Source organism: Methylocaldum sp. 14B, from assembly GCF_002005105.1.
GTDB lineage: Bacteria > Pseudomonadota > Gammaproteobacteria > Methylococcales > Methylococcaceae > Methylocaldum.
Genome location: NZ_MSCV01000025.1, coordinates 38,522 through 54,912 on the forward strand (window position 1 = coordinate 38,522; position 16,391 = coordinate 54,912).

Sequence of the window (16,391 nt, forward strand, 5' to 3'; positions counted from 1 at the left end):
GAGAAGTCTGTCTGTGATTATGCCGTATGGCGCCGCACCCAATCCGGTACGCTCTTCAACGCTGCGTCCAGCATTGCCGGATTGGTCCCCCCAGCTTGAGCCATATCGGCTCGGCCGCCACCTTTTCCGCCGACCTGCACGGCCACTGCGTTAACCAAATCCCCGGCCTTGATCCGGTTTATCTGATCTTTGGTTACTCCGGCGATCAGCGTCACCTTATCTTCTTTGACCGACCCCAGCACGATCGCTGCGCTCCCCAGCTTATTCCTGAGTTGATCGACCATATCCCGAAGCCCTTTCGGATCGCTTTCTTCCACTTTTGCCGCCAAAACTTTCACTCCGTCGACCGATATCGCCCGAGAGACCAGATCGTCACCTGCGGCACTCGCCAGCTTTGCTTTGAGTCGGTCCAATTCCTTCTCCAAAGAACGATTTCTTTCGAGAAGCTGGTTCACTTTTTCATCCAAAGTGTCCCGCCCGGCTTTCACTCTCTCTTCGAGAGACAGCAAGATGCGATCGTTTTTCTCTATCCAATCGACAGCGGCCTCACCTGTAACCGCTTCGATTCTACGAACTCCGGCTGCCACTCCGGTTTCGCTCACGATCTTAAACAAGCCAATGTCACCAGCGCGTTTGACATGAATTCCGCCGCACAATTCGGTCGAAAAATCGCCGATCCGAAGGACACGCACGTTATCGCCATACTTCTCACCAAACAAGGCCATCGCTCCCGCCTTGATGGCAGTCTCCCTCGGCATCATTTCCGCCGTTACGGCATCGTTGGCACGAATCTGTTCATTCACCAACCGTTCGATCGTCTCGATTTGCTCCGCCGTTACCGGCGCAAAGTGGGAAAAATCGAAACGTAACCGGTCGGGATCAACCAGGGAGCCCTTCTGAGTCACGTGGTCCCCTAGAACTTTCCTCAATGCCGCATGCAGCAAATGAGTCGCGGAATGATTGAGCGCCGTAGCATTGCGAGACTCGACATCGACTTCCGCCTCGCAAATCGAACCGGCTTTGAACTCGCCTTTCAATACTCGCCCGATATGAAGAATCAAATCGCCGGTCTTCTTCTGGGTATCCGATACTTCGAACAGATTGTCGCCCGCGCGAATGATGCCTCGATCGCCGACCTGCCCACCAGACTCGGCATAGAACGGAGTTTTGGCCAAAATCAGAATGCCTTCCTCGCCGGCCGATAGAGTCTCAACGGGCTTGCCATCCCGTAGCGCCGCCTCAACGGCTGTCTCCTCATGCGAACTCTTATAACCGGTGAATTCACAGCGTACGTCGAGATGTACATCGTGGGAGTAATCGACGCCGAAATGACTGGCCGCGCGCGCACGCTCCCGCTGCTCCTCCATTGCTTTCTCGAAACCTTCCAGGTCCAAAATCAGACCATGCTCACGGGCAAAATCGGCTGTTAAATCAACCGGAAAGCCGTAGGTGTCATAAAGCTGAAACACAGCATCGCCGGAAATCGTCTTGCCGCTCATCCCCTTGAGATGGGCTTCCAGAACCCTCATCCCTTGCTCCAAGGTTTCGGCAAAACGCTCTTCTTCCTTCTTTAGGACTTGCTCCACCATGGACCGCGCCGCAGCCAAATCCGGATACGCATCACCCATCTGAGCGCAAAGCGGACCAACCAACCGGTAAAAGAAGGTCTCGCGAATCCCCAGCTTGTAACCGTGGCGAATCGCTCTTCGAATGATACGACGGAGCACATAGCCGCGCCCCTCGTTGGACGGCAAAACGCCGTCGGCAATCAGGAAAGCACACGAGCGAATATGATCGGCCAGTACTCTCAACGAGCTGTTGTCGGTGCTTCCGACTCGCGCAAGATCCGCTGCGGCCCTTATCAAAGCCTTAAAGATGTCGATTTCGTAATTGCTGTGTACGCCTTGAACGACGGCAGCAATCCGCTCCAAGCCCATACCTGTATCGACCGATGGCCTAGGCAATGGCGTAAGCGTTCCATCCGGAGCACGATCGTACTGCATGAATACGAGATTCCAGATTTCGATGTACCTATCGCCATCCTCGTTGAGCGAACCGGGCGGACCTCCCGGAATCCCTTCGCCATGGTCATAGAAAATTTCGGTACAAGGGCCACAGGGCCCCGTGTCGCCCATGCTCCAGAAGTTATCCTTAGAGCCTATGCGTGCAAACCGTGTTGGATCAACGCCTACATCGTTAAGCCAGATCGCCTCGGCTTCCTTATCCTGGTCGTAAACCGTAACCCAGAGCCGCTCGGCCGGCAGCTTCAAAACCCCGGTCAAAAATTCCCACGCGTAATGAATCGCATCACGCTTGAAATAATCGCCGAAGCTGAAATTCCCCAGCATCTCGAAGAACGTATGGTGGCGCGCCGTATATCCAACGTTTTCCAAGTCGTTGTGCTTACCACCCGCTCTTACGCAGCGTTGCGCCGAGGCCGCGCGAACGTACGGACGCTCTTCTCGCCCCAAAAACACGTCTTTGAATTGAACCATACCCGCGTTCGTGAACAGCAGAGTAGGATCATCGGCCGGAATCAACGAGCTGGATGGAACGACCGTATGTTGCCGCTCCTCGAAATACTTCAAAAAAAGTGAACGCAGTTCTGCGCTGGTCATTTCGCTGCTACCGATGGTTTCATTCTTATTCTTGTGAGGATTATTCGCTGTCAGGATATCTCAAGCGTTTGAACAAGCGGCGGATCTGATCCGATTCGAAGCCACGTCGCCTAAGAAAGCGCTCCCGCGCCGCACGCTCTAGGAGCGAATCCGGAATGGTCTCGCCATACCTTTTGACATAAGTTTTATGGATCAACGCGTCCCAATCCCGATCATTTTCCAGCGATTTATCCACGTCGACGCCGTGCTGTCGCAACTCCTGTCTAATCCGGTACGCTCCGTATCCCTTTTCGGCGCGACTGCGCGCGAACACTTCAGCGAAACGCCCATCGCTCTGCAAGCCTTGAGATGCCAGATCTGCAACGACTTGCTCAACCACGGCTTCCGAATACCCCTTGCGGCAAAGCTTCTGCCGCAGCTCCGCACTGCTGCATTCGCGATGTGAAAGATAACGCAGGGCCGCAGCCTTTACCGCCTGCAACGAGTCGGGAACGTCGCTCAGGATCCGGCCTCCTCAAGCGGATCGGACGCAGCGACCTGCCCCACTGCAGGGGCGCTGCTGCCGAAGGCTTTTTCACGAATCTTAGACTCGATGCTTTCAGCCAACTCCGGACGCTCTTTCAGGAAATTGCGAGCGTTATCCTTACCTTGGCCGATACGCTCCGCTCCGAGACTGTACCAGGAGCCCGACTTCTGCAGAATGCCGTAATTCACGCCCAAATCGACCAATTCGCCTTCGTGGGAAACGCCTTCGCCGTAAAGAATTTCGAAATCCGCATTCCTGAACGGAGGCGCCACTTTGTTCTTCACCACCTTGACACGAGTCTCGTTGCCGACCACTTCGTCACCATTCTTGATCGCCCCCAAACGGCGAATATCGAGACGAACCGAAGCGTAAAATTTGAGTGCATTTCCGCCGGTTGTCGTCTCCGGATTGCCGAACATAACGCCGATCTTCATGCGGATCTGATTGATGAAAATGACCAAAGTATTCGAGCGCTTGATATTGGCCGTAAGTTTTCGCAGCGCCTGAGACATCAAACGAGCCTGAAGACCGACATGGGAGTCGCCCATTTCGCCTTCGATTTCCGCTTTAGGCGTTAAAGCCGCCACTGAGTCGATCACGACGATGTCGACGCCGCCCGACCGAACCAACATGTCGGCGATTTCCAGTGCCTGCTCGCCGGTATCGGGCTGGGATACCAGCAAATCGTCCAGATTGACACCAATTTTTTCCGCGTAAACGGGGTCTAGGGCGTGCTCGGCATCGACGAAAGCCGCAACCCCGCCCCGCTTTTGAGCCTGAGCAATGACTTCGAGCGTCAGAGTCGTCTTGCCGGATGATTCGGGACCGTATATTTCTACGATACGTCCGCGAGGCAAACCGCCGCAGCCCAATGCGATATCGAGAGACAGCGAGCCCGTGGGAATGACTTCGAGGTCACGCATTGCGGGGACATCCCCCATCCGCATCACGGACCCTTTGCCAAACTGCTTTTCGATTTGCGAAAGCGCTGCACTCAACGCTTTCTTTTTGTTTTCGTCCATTAGGATTAATACTGACTAAACCGTTGTAAATAATTACTAATTATCTCACAGACGAATCGTCGGGAATAGCCTGAAAACTCGGCAGGTTCCAGCTCTTCCGCACCAGATACAGTGAGCCGGCGCGGCTAATTTGGGACTCGATCAGACTGAACGAACTCACGCGCCAACGGATCGGATCGTCGATAGTCTGTGACGACACACTGTCGCGGCAAGCTTTCCTGGCCAGCGTCAGATGCGCCCGGAATGGCCTGTTTTCCATGACAAACCCAATTCGACCGAGGCCGGCAGTCAAACTGTTTGCCAAATGGTTCAGCGCTTCCGGCGCACTCAGGGGCGACAGGCAGATAATTCCCTTTTTCGGCCAAAACTCGATTCGATCGAGACTCAGCTCAAATGACTGTCCGACAATGCTGTCGCCAACCTGACTGACCACCGGCAACCGATCTTCATTCACTTCTCCCAAAAAAGCCAGTGTAATATGAAGATTTTCCCCCTTTACCCACTTAGCCGTAGCCGTTTGCTTGAGCGTATCGACAAGCTGCGCCAGTGAAGCGCGTACCGCCCCGTCTGGCCAAAGAGCGAAAAACAAACGAAGCGTTTTAATCTCGGCAGACATCAAGAATACCTTGAAGCGCGACTCTAACCGCTTGCCGCCTGACCTGACGCCGATCACCGCCGAACTGCATGTGTTTTACGCGGCAGATGCCATCGCCCCGCTGCCAAGCGAACCATACGGTGCCCACAGGCTTATCCGGCGTACCGCCGGTCGGCCCGGCGATTCCGCTAACGGCCGCCGCCACGCCCGCCGCACTATGACTCAAGGCACCCGCAGCCATGGCTCGCACCGTTTCGACGCTGACAGCGCCATAAACTTCGATGATTTCGCTCGGCACGCCCAGCAACTCGTACTTCGCCTGATTGCTGTAGGTGACGAACCCTCTATCGAACCAAGCGGAGCTTCCGGGCACATCGGTGATACATTGGGCCACCCACCCACCGGTGCAAGACTCGGCCAAGACTAGCACTCGCTCCTGAAGCCTCAGGATCTGCCCAACCTCGCGCGCCAACGCGTATAACGCTTCGTCCTCCGCCATATGTCAGCCATTCGCTCAATCGCAGACCTTTATTCTATCCGATAAACTACTCTGATGACCGATCAAGCAACCACACTCTCCAGACATACCCCACTGATGCAGCAGTACCTGCGCATCAAGGCCGAACACCCCGAGCAGCTTCTCTTTTTCCGAATGGGGGATTTTTACGAACTCTTCTACGAGGATGCGCGTAAAGCCGCACAACTCCTGGACATCACCTTGACCGCTAGGGGCGAATCGGCCGGCGAACGCATACCTATGGCGGGTGTCCCCTATCATGCCGTCGATGGTTATCTCGCTCGACTGATCAAACTCGGTGAATCGGTTGCGATCTGTGAACAAATTGGAGATCCAGCCGCTTCCAAAGGTCCCGTCGAACGCAAGGTCGTACGCATCGTCAGCCCCGGCACAGTGACCGAAGAGGCCTTGCTGGAGGATCGCAAAGAGAATCTATTGGTCGCCATAGTCCAGCTCGGCGAAATTTATGGTCTCGCCGGATTAGACCTGGCCGGCGGACGATTCACAGTTCAGCAGGTCACCAGCCTGGAGAGATTAGCCGGCGAACTGGAGCGTTTAAATCCTTCTGAGCTACTCATCAGCGAAGAATGGTCGCCACCACCAACCATAGCCGCAAGGCGTGGGATCACCCGGCGACCGTCTTGGCACTTCGACCCCGAGAGCGCACGCCATCGATTGCTTCTTCAATTCAAAACTCAAGATCTCTCCGGCTTCGGCTGCGAAGGTTCGCCCGCGGCGATCGCCGCCGCAGGTTGTTTGCTTCAATATGTTCAGGACACCCAAAAAAGCGCGCTGCCCCACATCCAAGGGTTACGGACAGAAACTGGCGAGGAAAGCATCATCCTGGACGCGGCAAGCCGGCGCAACTTGGAATTGGATTTTCATCCGTCGGGTCGGGTCAATCTTACCGTGTTCGGCGTACTCGACCGCACCTCAACCGCCATGGGCGGACGCCTGCTGCGACGCTGGCTCCATCATCCTCTACGAGATCAACGCATTCTTTATCAGCGTTACGAGGCCATAGAGGCACTACGCAAAGATAGGAATTACGCTTCCATTCGCGATGTGCTTGCATCAGTCGGGGACATTGAACGCATCGTCGCCCGCATCGCGCTCAAATCGGCGCGGCCGCGGGATCTCGTGGTATTGCGAGCATCGTTAGGTACGCTACCCGAGCTCTTAAATCAGCTCGAAACCCTGGAGAGCACGCTCCTTACGGACATACGGCAGCGGATTCGAGAGCAGCCTGAAATTTACCAACTGCTCGATCGCGCGATCATAGAAAACCCGCCTATGCTGATCCGCGATGGCGGCGTCATTGCCGAAGGTTACCATCCGGAACTGGACGAACTACGCAACCTCAGCCAAAACACGGAACGCTTCCTGGTTGACCTCGAGCAGCGGGAACGCCAGCGAACTGGGCTATCAAACCTAAAGGTCGGATACAATCGTGTGCAAGGCTTCTATCTCGAGCTTTCCCGCACGCAGGCCGACAGGGTCCCGGCAGACTACATCCGGCGCCAAACCTTGAAGGGTGCCGAGCGCTATATCACGCCAGAACTAAAAGCCTTTGAAGATAAGGTGCTGAGCGCACGGGAACGCTCCCTAGCGTTTGAGAAAGCCCTTTATGACGAGCTATTGGATATTCTTGGCACGTCGATAAAAGCGCTGCAGGACTGCGCTTCAGGGCTCTCGGAGCTGGACGTCTTGGCCAACCTGGCCGAGCGCGCCGAAAGCCTGAACCTCACCATGCCCCTACTAATCAAGGAACCAGGCATTCGCATCACAGGCGGCCGCCATCCCGTCGTCGAAACGGTTGCCGATACGCCGTTTGTCCCCAACGATTTGGAACTCAACTCCGACCGCCGCATGCTCATTATCACCGGCCCCAATATGGGCGGGAAATCCACTTATATGCGCCAAACCGCACTTATCGTCTTAATGGCTCATATCGGCAGCTACGTGCCTGCGGAAGCGGCGATGATAGGCCCGATCGACCGGGTTTTCACCCGGATCGGTGCCTCCGACGACTTGGCCAGCGGCCGATCGACATTTATGGTCGAGATGACCGAGACCGCGAACATCCTTCATAACGCGACATCATCAAGTCTCGTGCTAATGGATGAGATCGGTCGCGGCACCAGCACCTTTGATGGCTTGGCGCTGGCCTGGGCAACGGCCGACTACTTGGCACGCAAGATCCAGGCGTTCACGCTTTTTGCGACCCACTACTTCGAATTGATTACGCTGCCTGACGAGTGCCCCGGGGTACAGAACGTCCATCTGGACGCAGTAGAGCACGGCGATGGGGTCGTGTTCCTTCATGCCGTCAAGGACGGCCCGGCCAACCAGAGCTACGGACTCCAGGTGGCTGCTCTGGCTGGCGTGCCGAGAACGGTGATTGACAACGCGCGCAAGAAGTTGACGGTTCTGGAGAACCAGACCTATGCGGAACATCAAAGCGAAGCACGGCAATTCGACCTTTTCGCGAATGCCGAGCCTCACCCTGCGTTGGATCTGCTCAGAACGATCAGACCCGAAGAAATCACACCCAAACAGGCCTTGGACTTGCTGTTCACCCTAAAGGACTTGACGAACTGAGAGCAAGACGCTGGAGTCGACCACGCCTAAATGGGCGCTTATTTTTCGCTCTCTTGAGCCAAAATCTTGGCCAATTGACTAGCCGGCACGTATCCCGGCAGTATGTTCCCTTTCTCGGTGACAAGCATGGGCGTTCCGGCGGCGCCCATTTGCGTTCCCAGTGTCAGATGCCGATCTACCGGGTTGTCGCATTGCCGGTTTTCGATGGTCTCGCCACGCTTCGCCTTGGTCAAAGCCGCGTTGCGATCGTCCGCACACCACACCGACACCGCTTTCTTGTAGGAATCAGAGCCTTCGCCAGCGCGCGGGAAAAACAGGTAACGAATCTCGATACCTTCCGTTAGATACTGATCGATCTCCGAATGCAGTTTTCGACAGTAGCCGCAATCGATATCGGTGAACACGTATAGCAAGTGCTTCGAACTCTTAGGCTTGAAGACTATCATGTTGTCTGAGCCGACTTTTTTCAGAGAACTGACTCGAGCGTCGGCCAGCTTGCCTTCCGTTAAATCTTCGCGCGCCTTAATATCGATCATCGAGCCCTGAAACAAATACCGACCGTCCTCCGAAACATAGAACAGCTTCGGCCCAACAACGACTTCGTAAAGCCCCGACATGGCGGACGGTGTGATCGAATCCGGCTTGACTCCGGGCAAAGCGTCCTTTAACGCTTGTTCAATGGCTTTATTGTCGGCATAGGCCGGCCCGAAAAAAAGAGCCGCCATGCCCAAGAATGCGACGCCCCAATGTGTTTTCATGAATGTATCCGTGGGTTGCTTCGGTTTCGATTTATGTCAGCAAACGCTCGATGTCGAGAATGAATGCCAGACTCATCAAGGATAACAGAATGAATAAGCCGATTTGCTGAAAGAACGCTTGCGTCTGCTCCGACACGGGACTGCCTTTGACAGCCTCGACCAGATAAAACATGAGATGTCCGCCGTCGAGCACGGGAATCGGCAATAAATTCAACACGGCCAAGCTGACGCTGACAATGGCGAGAAACTTAAGAAATTGACTAAAGCCTATGCTCGCCGATTTTCCGGCATACTGAGCGATGCTGATCGGACCACTCAGGTTTTCGATGCCTGCTTTACCGACCAGCATCCGCCCGATCATTTTCAAAGTCAAAACGGAGTAATCGCCGGTTTTTTCTACTGCGGCCACAAACGCAGGAAGCACGCCGAGACGATACTCTACCTGCATTGCATCAATAAGGTGCTCGGGTATCTGAACTGCAGCGCCTATTCTCCCGATACGACCTTCTTCCGATTCAACCGGCGTCGGCGTTACCGAGCGAGACAAGCGCTCGCCACCGCGCTCCACGACGACTTCGAGCGAAGCGTTGGGATGGGCGCGCACATGATCCACCCACTCCCGCCATGTCCTAATCGGTCTGCCGTCCACACTTACCAGCCTATCGCCAGCCTGCAACCCGGCTCTCTCCGCCGCACCGCCCGGCTCGACCCTATCGATAATCGGCGGAATATCCGGCTCCCAAGGACGAATGCCCAGGCGCTGATACAATAAATTAGGCTGCTGTGCGAGTTCCTCCGGTACCGTCAGGGTTCGCTGCAGTTGTTCACCGCCCTTCGTCTTGACGTCGACGGGAATCGCTTCACCCTCCATGATTCGCTCCAGCAATTCGCCCATGGCTTGGTTCCAGGTAGGCGTCGCTTCACCTGCCACAGCCACAATCTCGTCGCCTTCCGCAAACCCGACCTGAGCCGCCAACGAGCCGCTGGCCACGGGTCCCAACACGGGGCGCATGCCGGTTTCGCCGATCATGAAAACCGCCCAGTAGACCAGAATCGCTAAAATGAAATTGAAGAACGGTCCTGCAAATACAATCGCTACGCGACGAATTAGAGATTGACGGTTGAAAGCATAAGGCAGATCAGCCGGTGCTACTGTTCCCTCCCGTTCATCCACCATTTTCACATAGCCGCCCAAGGGAAGCGCCGCCACGGTGAATTCGGTGCTATCAGGCGTTCTTTGATGACGCCAGAGAATCTTCCCGAACCCCAACGAAAACCGGATAACCTTAACTCCTAATTTCCGCGCAGCCCAAAAATGGCCCAACTCATGAAAGGCGATCAGGATTGTTAACGCTACGATGAAGTAAAAAAGCGTATGAAGGAGCGAAAACATGGGAGCGTTAATACACCGCTAGCCGATTGATATATGACTCGGCCGTCGAGCGAGCGATTCGGTCCGCATCGAGAACGGCATCGATTGTATTGGCGGGGCCCGGCACAATAGTCGCCATGCAATGCTTGATTGTCTCTGGAATATCCGTGAACCGTATCTTACGATCCAAGAACGACGAAACGGCCACTTCGTTCGCGGCATTTAGAATAGCCGGCATCGTTCCGGCTGCACGAACAGCTTGATAAGCCAAACTCAAACATGGAAAACGAGCTTCATCCGGTGCCTCGAAGTCCAATTGTCTGACACTGAATAGGTCCAGAGGTTCCGCCCCAGACTCGAATCGCTCCGGCCAAGCTAAGGCATGGGCGATGGGAATACGCATATCCGGGCTACCCATTTGCGCCAGCACCGTCCCGTCGACATAATCGACCAACGAATGAATGACGCTTTGCCGATGAATAACGACTTGAATGCGCTCAGGCAGCATGTTGAACAACAGGCATGCTTCGATCACTTCTAGCCCTTTGTTCATCATAGTAGCCGAATCGACCGAAATTTTCCGCCCCATAACCCAGTTGGGATGAGCCACGGCTTGATCCGGCGTTACGTCGTCCAACTCATCTAATGGCTTACGCAAAAAAGGACCGCCGGAAGCGGTAAGCAAAATCCGCCGGACGCCGGAAGCCGTCTGACCGGCGCAGTAATCTGCCGGCATGCACTGAAAAATGGCATTGTGCTCACTGTCGATCGGCAGCAGCTTGGCGCCCGACTTGGCAACCTCGGCCATGAAAAGCTGCCCCGACATCACCAGCGCCTCTTTGTTCGCCAAGAATACGGTCTTGCCGGCTCTTGCCGCCGCCAAAGTCGGCAAAAGCCCCGCCGCCCCGACAATAGCGGCCATGACGCCATCCACTTCAGGCAACATGGCCACCTCTTCCAGAGATTTCGTGCCGCTTAGCACTTCGGTATCCGGCAGCCCAGCAGCACAGAGCCGCCGTCTCAATTCTTCAGCCTGCCCTTCGCTACGGAGAACCACATATGAAGGCCGGAACTGCTGACATTGCTCATAAAGCCGGTCCAGATTGTTATTCGCGGTAAGCGCCACGACCCGGTAACGATCCGGATGCCGTGCAACCACATCGAGCGTGCTGACGCCAATGGATCCTGTCGAGCCAAGAATGCAAATGCCTTTCATCTTAATGGGCTCCCTTGTTCGAGGGAGATTTTTCTTCGTTTACGACGCCTTCTTCCACAAAACCTTCATCGTTTGTCCCCTCCTCGTCATGAGGCGTTATGTCTCCGGAACTTTCAGCAGGCAGCTCCTCGGGAATGACGATATTTGTTTCCAACTCCGCCGTCAAAAATACTCCGAGCAGCAACGAACCGGCATAAAAGATCGAAACTGCCGCCAGCAAGCTATCGATGCGATCGAGAATTCCACCGTGCCCCGGTAATACGGCGCCACTGTCCTTCACCCCGCGAACGCGCTTTGCTAGGCTTTCGAAAAGGTCGCCGCATACTGACGCTGCCACTGTAAACAAAGACAGGAACACGAAATCGGCAAGGGCGATAGCTTCGAGCTTTGCGAATAGCCCTACCGCAATTGCCAGGACCGCCGCAGCGAACAAGGCCCCATAAACCCCTTCAACGGTCTTGCCGGGACTGATCGGTTCCAGCAACTTGGTATGGCCCCAGCGCTTACCCACAAAATAAGCCGCCACATCGGCCGCCCAAACGAGAAATACCAGATAAAAAACCTGTTCCTGACGAAAATTCAAGCGCAGCCAGACCATCAAGATCCAACCGGTGATCAGCACGAATGCACCGGCGGCCAGTTTCGCAGCAAGCGGATACTGGATCTTGACCAAACGCTCAGGTATCCGACGGAACGCGATTCCCCACACGAACCACCAGGCCACTACGGGCCAGTAAAACCACTCAGGCAGTTCACCCGGTGCCCAGTCGATGGCGAAATACCGCGCAGCAAGCAGAAAAGCGAACACCACACCGACGAAACTGAGACGCGACGATAAGCTACCGAGACCGGAAAGATTCGCCCACTCCCAAGCGCCAGCTAAAATAATCGCGCCCCAAAACACCGCAAAACCGTCAGCGGGCAAGAATAAAATCGCGGCGATAATGAGCGGCGCCAGCACCAAAGCGGTAATGACTCGATTTTTCAGCATGACTGTCTCGTAAATAGCAAAATTAACGGGATTCGCTTGTCTTAGTGCAAACGTTTTCTGGAACCAGATCCTCGACTTGCTCGCTCGTATATCCGAAGCGGCGCTGTCGACTTGCGTAGTCGTTCAACGCGAGTTCGAGTGATTGTTCGTCGAAATCTGGCCACAAGGCAGGCGTGAAATAGAGTTCGGTGTAAGCCAGCTGCCACAACAAGAAATTGCTAATCCGCTGTTCGCCACCGGTGCGAATGAAAAGATCGGGCTCGGGCAGATCCGTCAGGGTCAACTGAGATTCAAAGACATCCGCGCTAATGTCTCCGGAACACAGCTCGCCTCGTGCGACCTTTTCGGCCAGCGCACGGGCAGCCTGCAAAATATCCCAGCGGCCGCCGTAATTAGCCGCGATGGTCAGGTTCAAATGGGTATTCGAACTGGTAAGCCTTTCGGCGGCCGAAATCTTTTCCTGCAGCGCGGGCGAAAACGCCGCCCGATCGCCGATCACCCGAAGCCGGACGCCATTTTCATGAAGCTTTTCGGTTTCCCGCTCCAAGGTTGTCAAAAACAGCTCCATGAGCAGAGACACCTCTTGCGGAGGACGCCGCCAGTTTTCGCTGCTGAAGGCGAACAGGGTGAGCGCCTCGATTCGGCGCTTCAGACAGTGTTCGATAACCTTTCGTACTGCCGAGACACCGGCGCGATGCCCAGCCGTACGCGGCAGAAAACGCTTTTTTGCCCAACGGCCATTACCATCCATAACGATGGCGATATGGCGGGGCAGCCGGTCATCATCGATAGGGACAGCGGGCACTTCCATATTTAGGTTCCGAACTGATCATCATTTTGGAAAACGAGGTGCCCAACCGTTCCTGAGTGAAATCGGTTTCGCCGGGGGCACCATCGAATACTGGCTGATAATTATTGAAGAAAGAGCCGAATTTCGACACGACCGGAAGGGACCGATTAAATTGCCATTAAGTCCGCTTCCTTTTCGCTCAGCAAACCATCGACGTCTTTAATGTACTGATCGGTCAATTTTTGAACTTGCTCTTGACTGCGTCGCTCCTGGTCTTCCGAGATTTGCTTTTCCTTCAACGCAGCCTTGAGCTCATTATTGGCATCGCGCCGTATATTGCGAATCGCGACCCGAGCATTTTCGGCTTCGTGACGCACGACCTTGATCAGGTCGCGCCGCCGTTCTTCGGTAAGCGGCGGCATGGGGACACGGATTACCGAACCGGCAGTCGAGGGATTCAGCCCCAAATCGGACGTCATGATCGCCTTTTCGATAGCCTGAACCATACTGCGCTCCCATGGGGTCACGGTCAGTGTTCGGGCATCTTCGACAGCGACGTTGGCCGTTTGCGTTAACGGTACCTCGTTGCCGTAGTAAGACACCATGATGTGATCCAAGAGGCTGGGATGAGCTCGGCCGGTCCTTATCTTGGCAAACTCATGCTTGAGCGCCTCGATACTCTTCTTCATTCGTTCCGCAGTCCGTTTTTGAATATCGTCGATCATGGTTATCTACCGGTTTCAATTAAGGATCCAATATCTTCGCCCAGAACCACGCGCATGACGGCCCCGGGATCGAACACGTTCATCACCCTCAGCGGCATATTATGGTCGCGGCACAAAACCAGCGCCGTGGCATCCATTACATTAAGGCGTTGATCCAAGGCCTCGTCATAGGTCAGCCTCGAGTAAAACCGCGCATTGGAATCCTTGAGCGGATCCGCCGAATAAACCCCCTCCACTTTAGTGGCCTTAATCAGCAACTCGGCATTGATCTCGATCGCACGCAGGCTGGCTGCCGAATCCGTCGTGAAAAATGGATTGCCGGTACCCGCAGCAAAGATGACTACCCGCCCTTTCTCAAGGTGTCGGACTGCACGACGCCTGATGTAATCCTCGCAAACCTGATTGATTTTCAAAGCCGACATGACGCGGACCGGCTGCCCGAGTTTTTCAAGGGCGTCCTGCATAGCAAGGGCATTCAGGACTGTGGCCAGCATACCCATGTAATCGCCGGTAACCCGATCCAAGCCTTCTGATGCCTTTTCCGAGCCACGTATGATGTTGCCGCCCCCAATGACCAGCCCCACCTGGACACCGATCTGACACAAATCATTTATTTCGTGCGCTAGACGCTTAATCGTTTGTGGGTCGATACCACTTCCCTGTTCACCCATAAGCGCTTCGCCGCTTAACTTCAGCAGAATTCGGGTGTATTTAGGCGCGCTCATCGGTTCAAATTCTGTGTTGTCGATTGGTTATCCGCAAACCCCTGACGGGTCGCCGTGCAAAGCACTCCGCCAGAGGTTTACTCACGAAAGTTTAACTGTTTCTTACTTGTGCCATCACTTCTTCGGCGAAATTGCTTTCTACCTTTTCTATGCCTTCGCCAACCTCGAATCGTACAAAGCGACCTACGCTAGCTCCTCGGCTACTCAGCAACTTACCGACAGTCTGATCGGGATCTTTGACGAAAGGTTGACCGAGCAAGGTAACTTCCCCCAGGAATTTCTTGATCTTGCCCTCTACCATTTTCTCGACGATATTAGCAGGCTTCCCTTCGGCTTCAGCCTGCGCCTTGGCGATATCCCGCTCCTTGGCGACCGTTTCGGCAGGCACGCCTTTTTCGTCCACGCACAAGGGTTTGCTAGCCGCGACGTGCATGGCAATATCCCGACCCAACTCCTGATCACCGCCGACCAACTCGACAAGAACACCGATCCGGGTTCCGTGCAAATAACTCGCGATATTACCGCTTTCCGATGTAATGCTCTCGAACCGCCGCACATTGATATTCTCGCCGATTTTGGCAACCATAGCCCGGCGCGTTTCCTCCACGCTGGATCCCGAGGACGGCATCACAGTAGCGAGCAATTCGTCGAGCGAACTAGCTGTCGAATCCAATGCGGTTTGCACGACGTTATTGACGAACTCTACGAAATCATCGCCCTTGGCGACGAAATCGGTCTCGCAGTTGATTTCCACGATGACCGCACGCTTACCATCAGCACTCGTTTTCGTAGAAATACGGCCTTCGGCGGCAGTGCGGCCAGACTTCTTGTCTGCTTTCGCGAGACCCGCTTTCCGCATCAACTCAACTGCGGCTTCCATATCACCGTTGGCATCCTGCAACGCCTTCTTGCATTCCATCATCCCCGAACCGGTGCGTTCGCGGAGCTCCTTCACCATTGCGGCACTGATATTCATTGACCGAACCTCATCATTAATTGCTTATCATCGCTATTCAAGCATTTACGCTTATAAAAACGCCCCCTGATGGAGGCGTTTTGAGCGTATCAACGCATTCAGGCACGAAAAACGCATGCCTTACTCGGCATATGCGCTAGCCGCTTCCGCAGCGGAATCCGAACTCGTCTCGGTATTTGACTCCATCTCCACAAATTCGTCTTCCCCTCCGGCAAAATCGAGACTGTGCGCCTTGCCTTGCAGGATGGCTGTCGCGGCGCTCTGCGCATACAGCTGAACAGCACGAATGGAGTCGTCGTTGCCCGGTATGACATAGTCGATGCCGACCGGGCTGTTGTTGGTATCGACAATGCCGACGACCGGAATGCCCAGCTTTTTCGCTTCGCTGATGGCATTCTTTTCATAGCCTACATCCATAATGAACAACACCTCCGGAAGCCGGTCCATATCCCGAATCCCGCCCAAACTATGCTCCAACTTCTCCAACTCGCGCATCATGCCGAGCGCTTCCTTCTTGTTGAACCGCTGCAAGCGACCGTCGTCCCGCATCGCTTCAAGCTCTTTCATGCGAGCGATAGATTGTTTGATGGTCTTGAAATTGGTGAGCATTCCGCCCAACCAGCGATAATTCACATAAGGCATACCACAGCGCTTGGCTTCATCTTCGATGACCTTGCGGGTGGTTCTCTTGGTGCCGACGAAAAGAACTCTGCCTCTGTTGGCCGCCTGCTGTTCGAGGTATTTCATGGCCTCATTGAACAGAGGTATAGTCTTTTCCAGATTGATGATATGGATGTTGCTCCGCGCGCCGAAAATATACGGAGCCATCTTGGGATTCCAATAGCGCGTCTGGTGACCGAAATGTACGCCGGCCTCCAGCATTTGGCGCATGGTTACATTGGACATTCAAATCTCCTAATAGAGCTGAGCCGGATTGAACCGGCGATGGGTTGAGCCTC

At 54.7% G+C, this 16,391-nt stretch carries 15 protein-coding genes; 1 reads left to right on the plus strand and 14 read right to left on the minus strand.

What is annotated here, in order from left to right:
* Window positions 1-17: 17 nt before the first annotated feature.
* The 5 genes from alaS to B2A78_RS17235 are packed head-to-tail and all read right to left on the minus strand — an operon-like array spanning window position 18 to window position 5,260.
* On the minus strand, window positions 18-2,618 hold the full coding sequence (gene alaS, locus B2A78_RS17215) for an alanine--tRNA ligase (RefSeq protein WP_077731252.1): 2,601 nt from the start codon (window positions 2,616-2,618) through the stop codon (window positions 18-20).
* Between the two features lie 40 nt (window positions 2,619-2,658).
* Window positions 2,659-3,099 (minus strand): regulatory protein RecX, encoded by a 441-nt coding sequence (locus B2A78_RS17220; protein WP_168175468.1) that lies wholly within the window; start codon window positions 3,097-3,099, stop codon window positions 2,659-2,661.
* A gap of 17 nt (window positions 3,100-3,116) precedes the next feature.
* Window positions 3,117-4,166: a recombinase RecA gene (gene recA / locus B2A78_RS17225; RefSeq protein WP_077731254.1), complete on the minus strand. Its 1,050-nt coding sequence runs from the start codon at window positions 4,164-4,166 to the stop codon at window positions 3,117-3,119.
* A gap of 40 nt (window positions 4,167-4,206) precedes the next feature.
* A complete protein-coding gene (thpR, locus tag B2A78_RS17230; protein ID WP_077731255.1) occupies window positions 4,207-4,782 on the minus strand; it encodes an RNA 2',3'-cyclic phosphodiesterase in 576 nt (191 codons plus the stop codon).
* Complete coding sequence (locus B2A78_RS17235; protein WP_077731256.1) at window positions 4,766-5,260, minus strand: CinA family protein; 495 nt, start codon at window positions 5,258-5,260, stop codon at window positions 4,766-4,768. Before B2A78_RS17235 ends, thpR begins: the two co-directional genes overlap by 17 nt.
* Window positions 5,261-5,314: 54 nt before the next feature.
* On the opposite strand from B2A78_RS17235, the gene mutS reads away from it, so the two are divergent.
* The gene (mutS, locus tag B2A78_RS17240) at window positions 5,315-7,879 is read left to right on the plus strand and encodes a DNA mismatch repair protein MutS (protein WP_077731257.1); all 2,565 of its coding nucleotides are present in this window, start codon (window positions 5,315-5,317) and stop codon (window positions 7,877-7,879) included.
* 38 nt (window positions 7,880-7,917) lie between these two features.
* Here mutS and B2A78_RS17245 read toward each other — a convergent pair whose 3' ends face one another.
* The 9 genes from B2A78_RS17245 to rpsB form a co-directional block, all read right to left on the minus strand.
* A complete protein-coding gene (locus B2A78_RS17245; protein WP_077731258.1) occupies window positions 7,918-8,637 on the minus strand; it encodes a DsbC family protein in 720 nt (239 codons plus the stop codon).
* A 31-nt stretch (window positions 8,638-8,668) separates the two neighbouring features.
* Window positions 8,669-10,030: an RIP metalloprotease RseP gene (gene rseP / locus B2A78_RS17250; protein ID WP_077731259.1), complete on the minus strand. Its 1,362-nt coding sequence runs from the start codon at window positions 10,028-10,030 to the stop codon at window positions 8,669-8,671.
* 7 nt (window positions 10,031-10,037) lie between these two features.
* A complete protein-coding gene (gene ispC / locus B2A78_RS17255; protein WP_077731260.1) occupies window positions 10,038-11,225 on the minus strand; it encodes a 1-deoxy-D-xylulose-5-phosphate reductoisomerase in 1,188 nt (395 codons plus the stop codon).
* A gap of 1 nt (window position 11,226) precedes the next feature.
* Window positions 11,227-12,216, minus strand: a complete 990-nt coding sequence (locus B2A78_RS17260; protein WP_077731261.1) for a phosphatidate cytidylyltransferase — start codon at window positions 12,214-12,216, stop codon at window positions 11,227-11,229.
* Window positions 12,217-12,238: 22 nt separating this feature from the next.
* Window positions 12,239-13,027 (minus strand): polyprenyl diphosphate synthase, encoded by a 789-nt coding sequence (uppS, locus tag B2A78_RS17265; protein WP_077731262.1) that lies wholly within the window; start codon window positions 13,025-13,027, stop codon window positions 12,239-12,241.
* Between the two features lie 146 nt (window positions 13,028-13,173).
* The gene (frr, locus tag B2A78_RS17270; RefSeq protein ID WP_077731263.1) at window positions 13,174-13,731 is read right to left on the minus strand and encodes a ribosome recycling factor; all 558 of its coding nucleotides are present in this window, start codon (window positions 13,729-13,731) and stop codon (window positions 13,174-13,176) included.
* A 2-nt stretch (window positions 13,732-13,733) separates the two neighbouring features.
* Window positions 13,734-14,456: a UMP kinase gene (gene pyrH / locus B2A78_RS17275; protein ID WP_077731264.1), complete on the minus strand. Its 723-nt coding sequence runs from the start codon at window positions 14,454-14,456 to the stop codon at window positions 13,734-13,736.
* Between the two features lie 91 nt (window positions 14,457-14,547).
* Window positions 14,548-15,432 (minus strand): translation elongation factor Ts, encoded by an 885-nt coding sequence (gene tsf / locus B2A78_RS17280; protein ID WP_077731265.1) that lies wholly within the window; start codon window positions 15,430-15,432, stop codon window positions 14,548-14,550.
* Between the two features lie 120 nt (window positions 15,433-15,552).
* On the minus strand, window positions 15,553-16,338 hold the full coding sequence (gene rpsB, locus B2A78_RS17285; RefSeq protein ID WP_077731266.1) for a 30S ribosomal protein S2: 786 nt from the start codon (window positions 16,336-16,338) through the stop codon (window positions 15,553-15,555).
* Window positions 16,339-16,391: the final 53 nt, after the last annotated feature.

Bases quoted from the DNA above. Each gene is read 5' to 3' on its own strand.
- mutS (WP_077731257.1), top strand. From the start codon at position 5,315: ATGACCGATCAAGCAACCACACTCTCCAGACATACCCCACTGATGCAG.
- alaS (WP_077731252.1), bottom strand. From the start codon at position 2,618: ATGACCAGCGCAGAACTGCGTTCACTTTTTTTGAAGTATTTCGAGGAG.
- uppS (WP_077731262.1), bottom strand. From the start codon at position 13,027: ATGGAAGTGCCCGCTGTCCCTATCGATGATGACCGGCTGCCCCGCCAT.
- pyrH (WP_077731264.1), bottom strand. From the start codon at position 14,456: ATGAGCGCGCCTAAATACACCCGAATTCTGCTGAAGTTAAGCGGCGAA.
- thpR (WP_077731255.1), bottom strand. From the start codon at position 4,782: ATGTCTGCCGAGATTAAAACGCTTCGTTTGTTTTTCGCTCTTTGGCCA.
- ispC (WP_077731260.1), bottom strand. From the start codon at position 11,225: ATGAAAGGCATTTGCATTCTTGGCTCGACAGGATCCATTGGCGTCAGC.
- B2A78_RS17245 (WP_077731258.1), bottom strand. From the start codon at position 8,637: ATGAAAACACATTGGGGCGTCGCATTCTTGGGCATGGCGGCTCTTTTT.
- rpsB (WP_077731266.1), bottom strand. From the start codon at position 16,338: ATGTCCAATGTAACCATGCGCCAAATGCTGGAGGCCGGCGTACATTTC.
- frr (WP_077731263.1), bottom strand. From the start codon at position 13,731: ATGATCGACGATATTCAAAAACGGACTGCGGAACGAATGAAGAAGAGT.
- B2A78_RS17235 (WP_077731256.1), bottom strand. From the start codon at position 5,260: ATGGCGGAGGACGAAGCGTTATACGCGTTGGCGCGCGAGGTTGGGCAG.
- recA (WP_077731254.1), bottom strand. From the start codon at position 4,166: ATGGACGAAAACAAAAAGAAAGCGTTGAGTGCAGCGCTTTCGCAAATC.
- tsf (WP_077731265.1), bottom strand. From the start codon at position 15,432: ATGAATATCAGTGCCGCAATGGTGAAGGAGCTCCGCGAACGCACCGGT.
- B2A78_RS17260 (WP_077731261.1), bottom strand. From the start codon at position 12,216: ATGCTGAAAAATCGAGTCATTACCGCTTTGGTGCTGGCGCCGCTCATT.
- rseP (WP_077731259.1), bottom strand. From the start codon at position 10,030: ATGTTTTCGCTCCTTCATACGCTTTTTTACTTCATCGTAGCGTTAACA.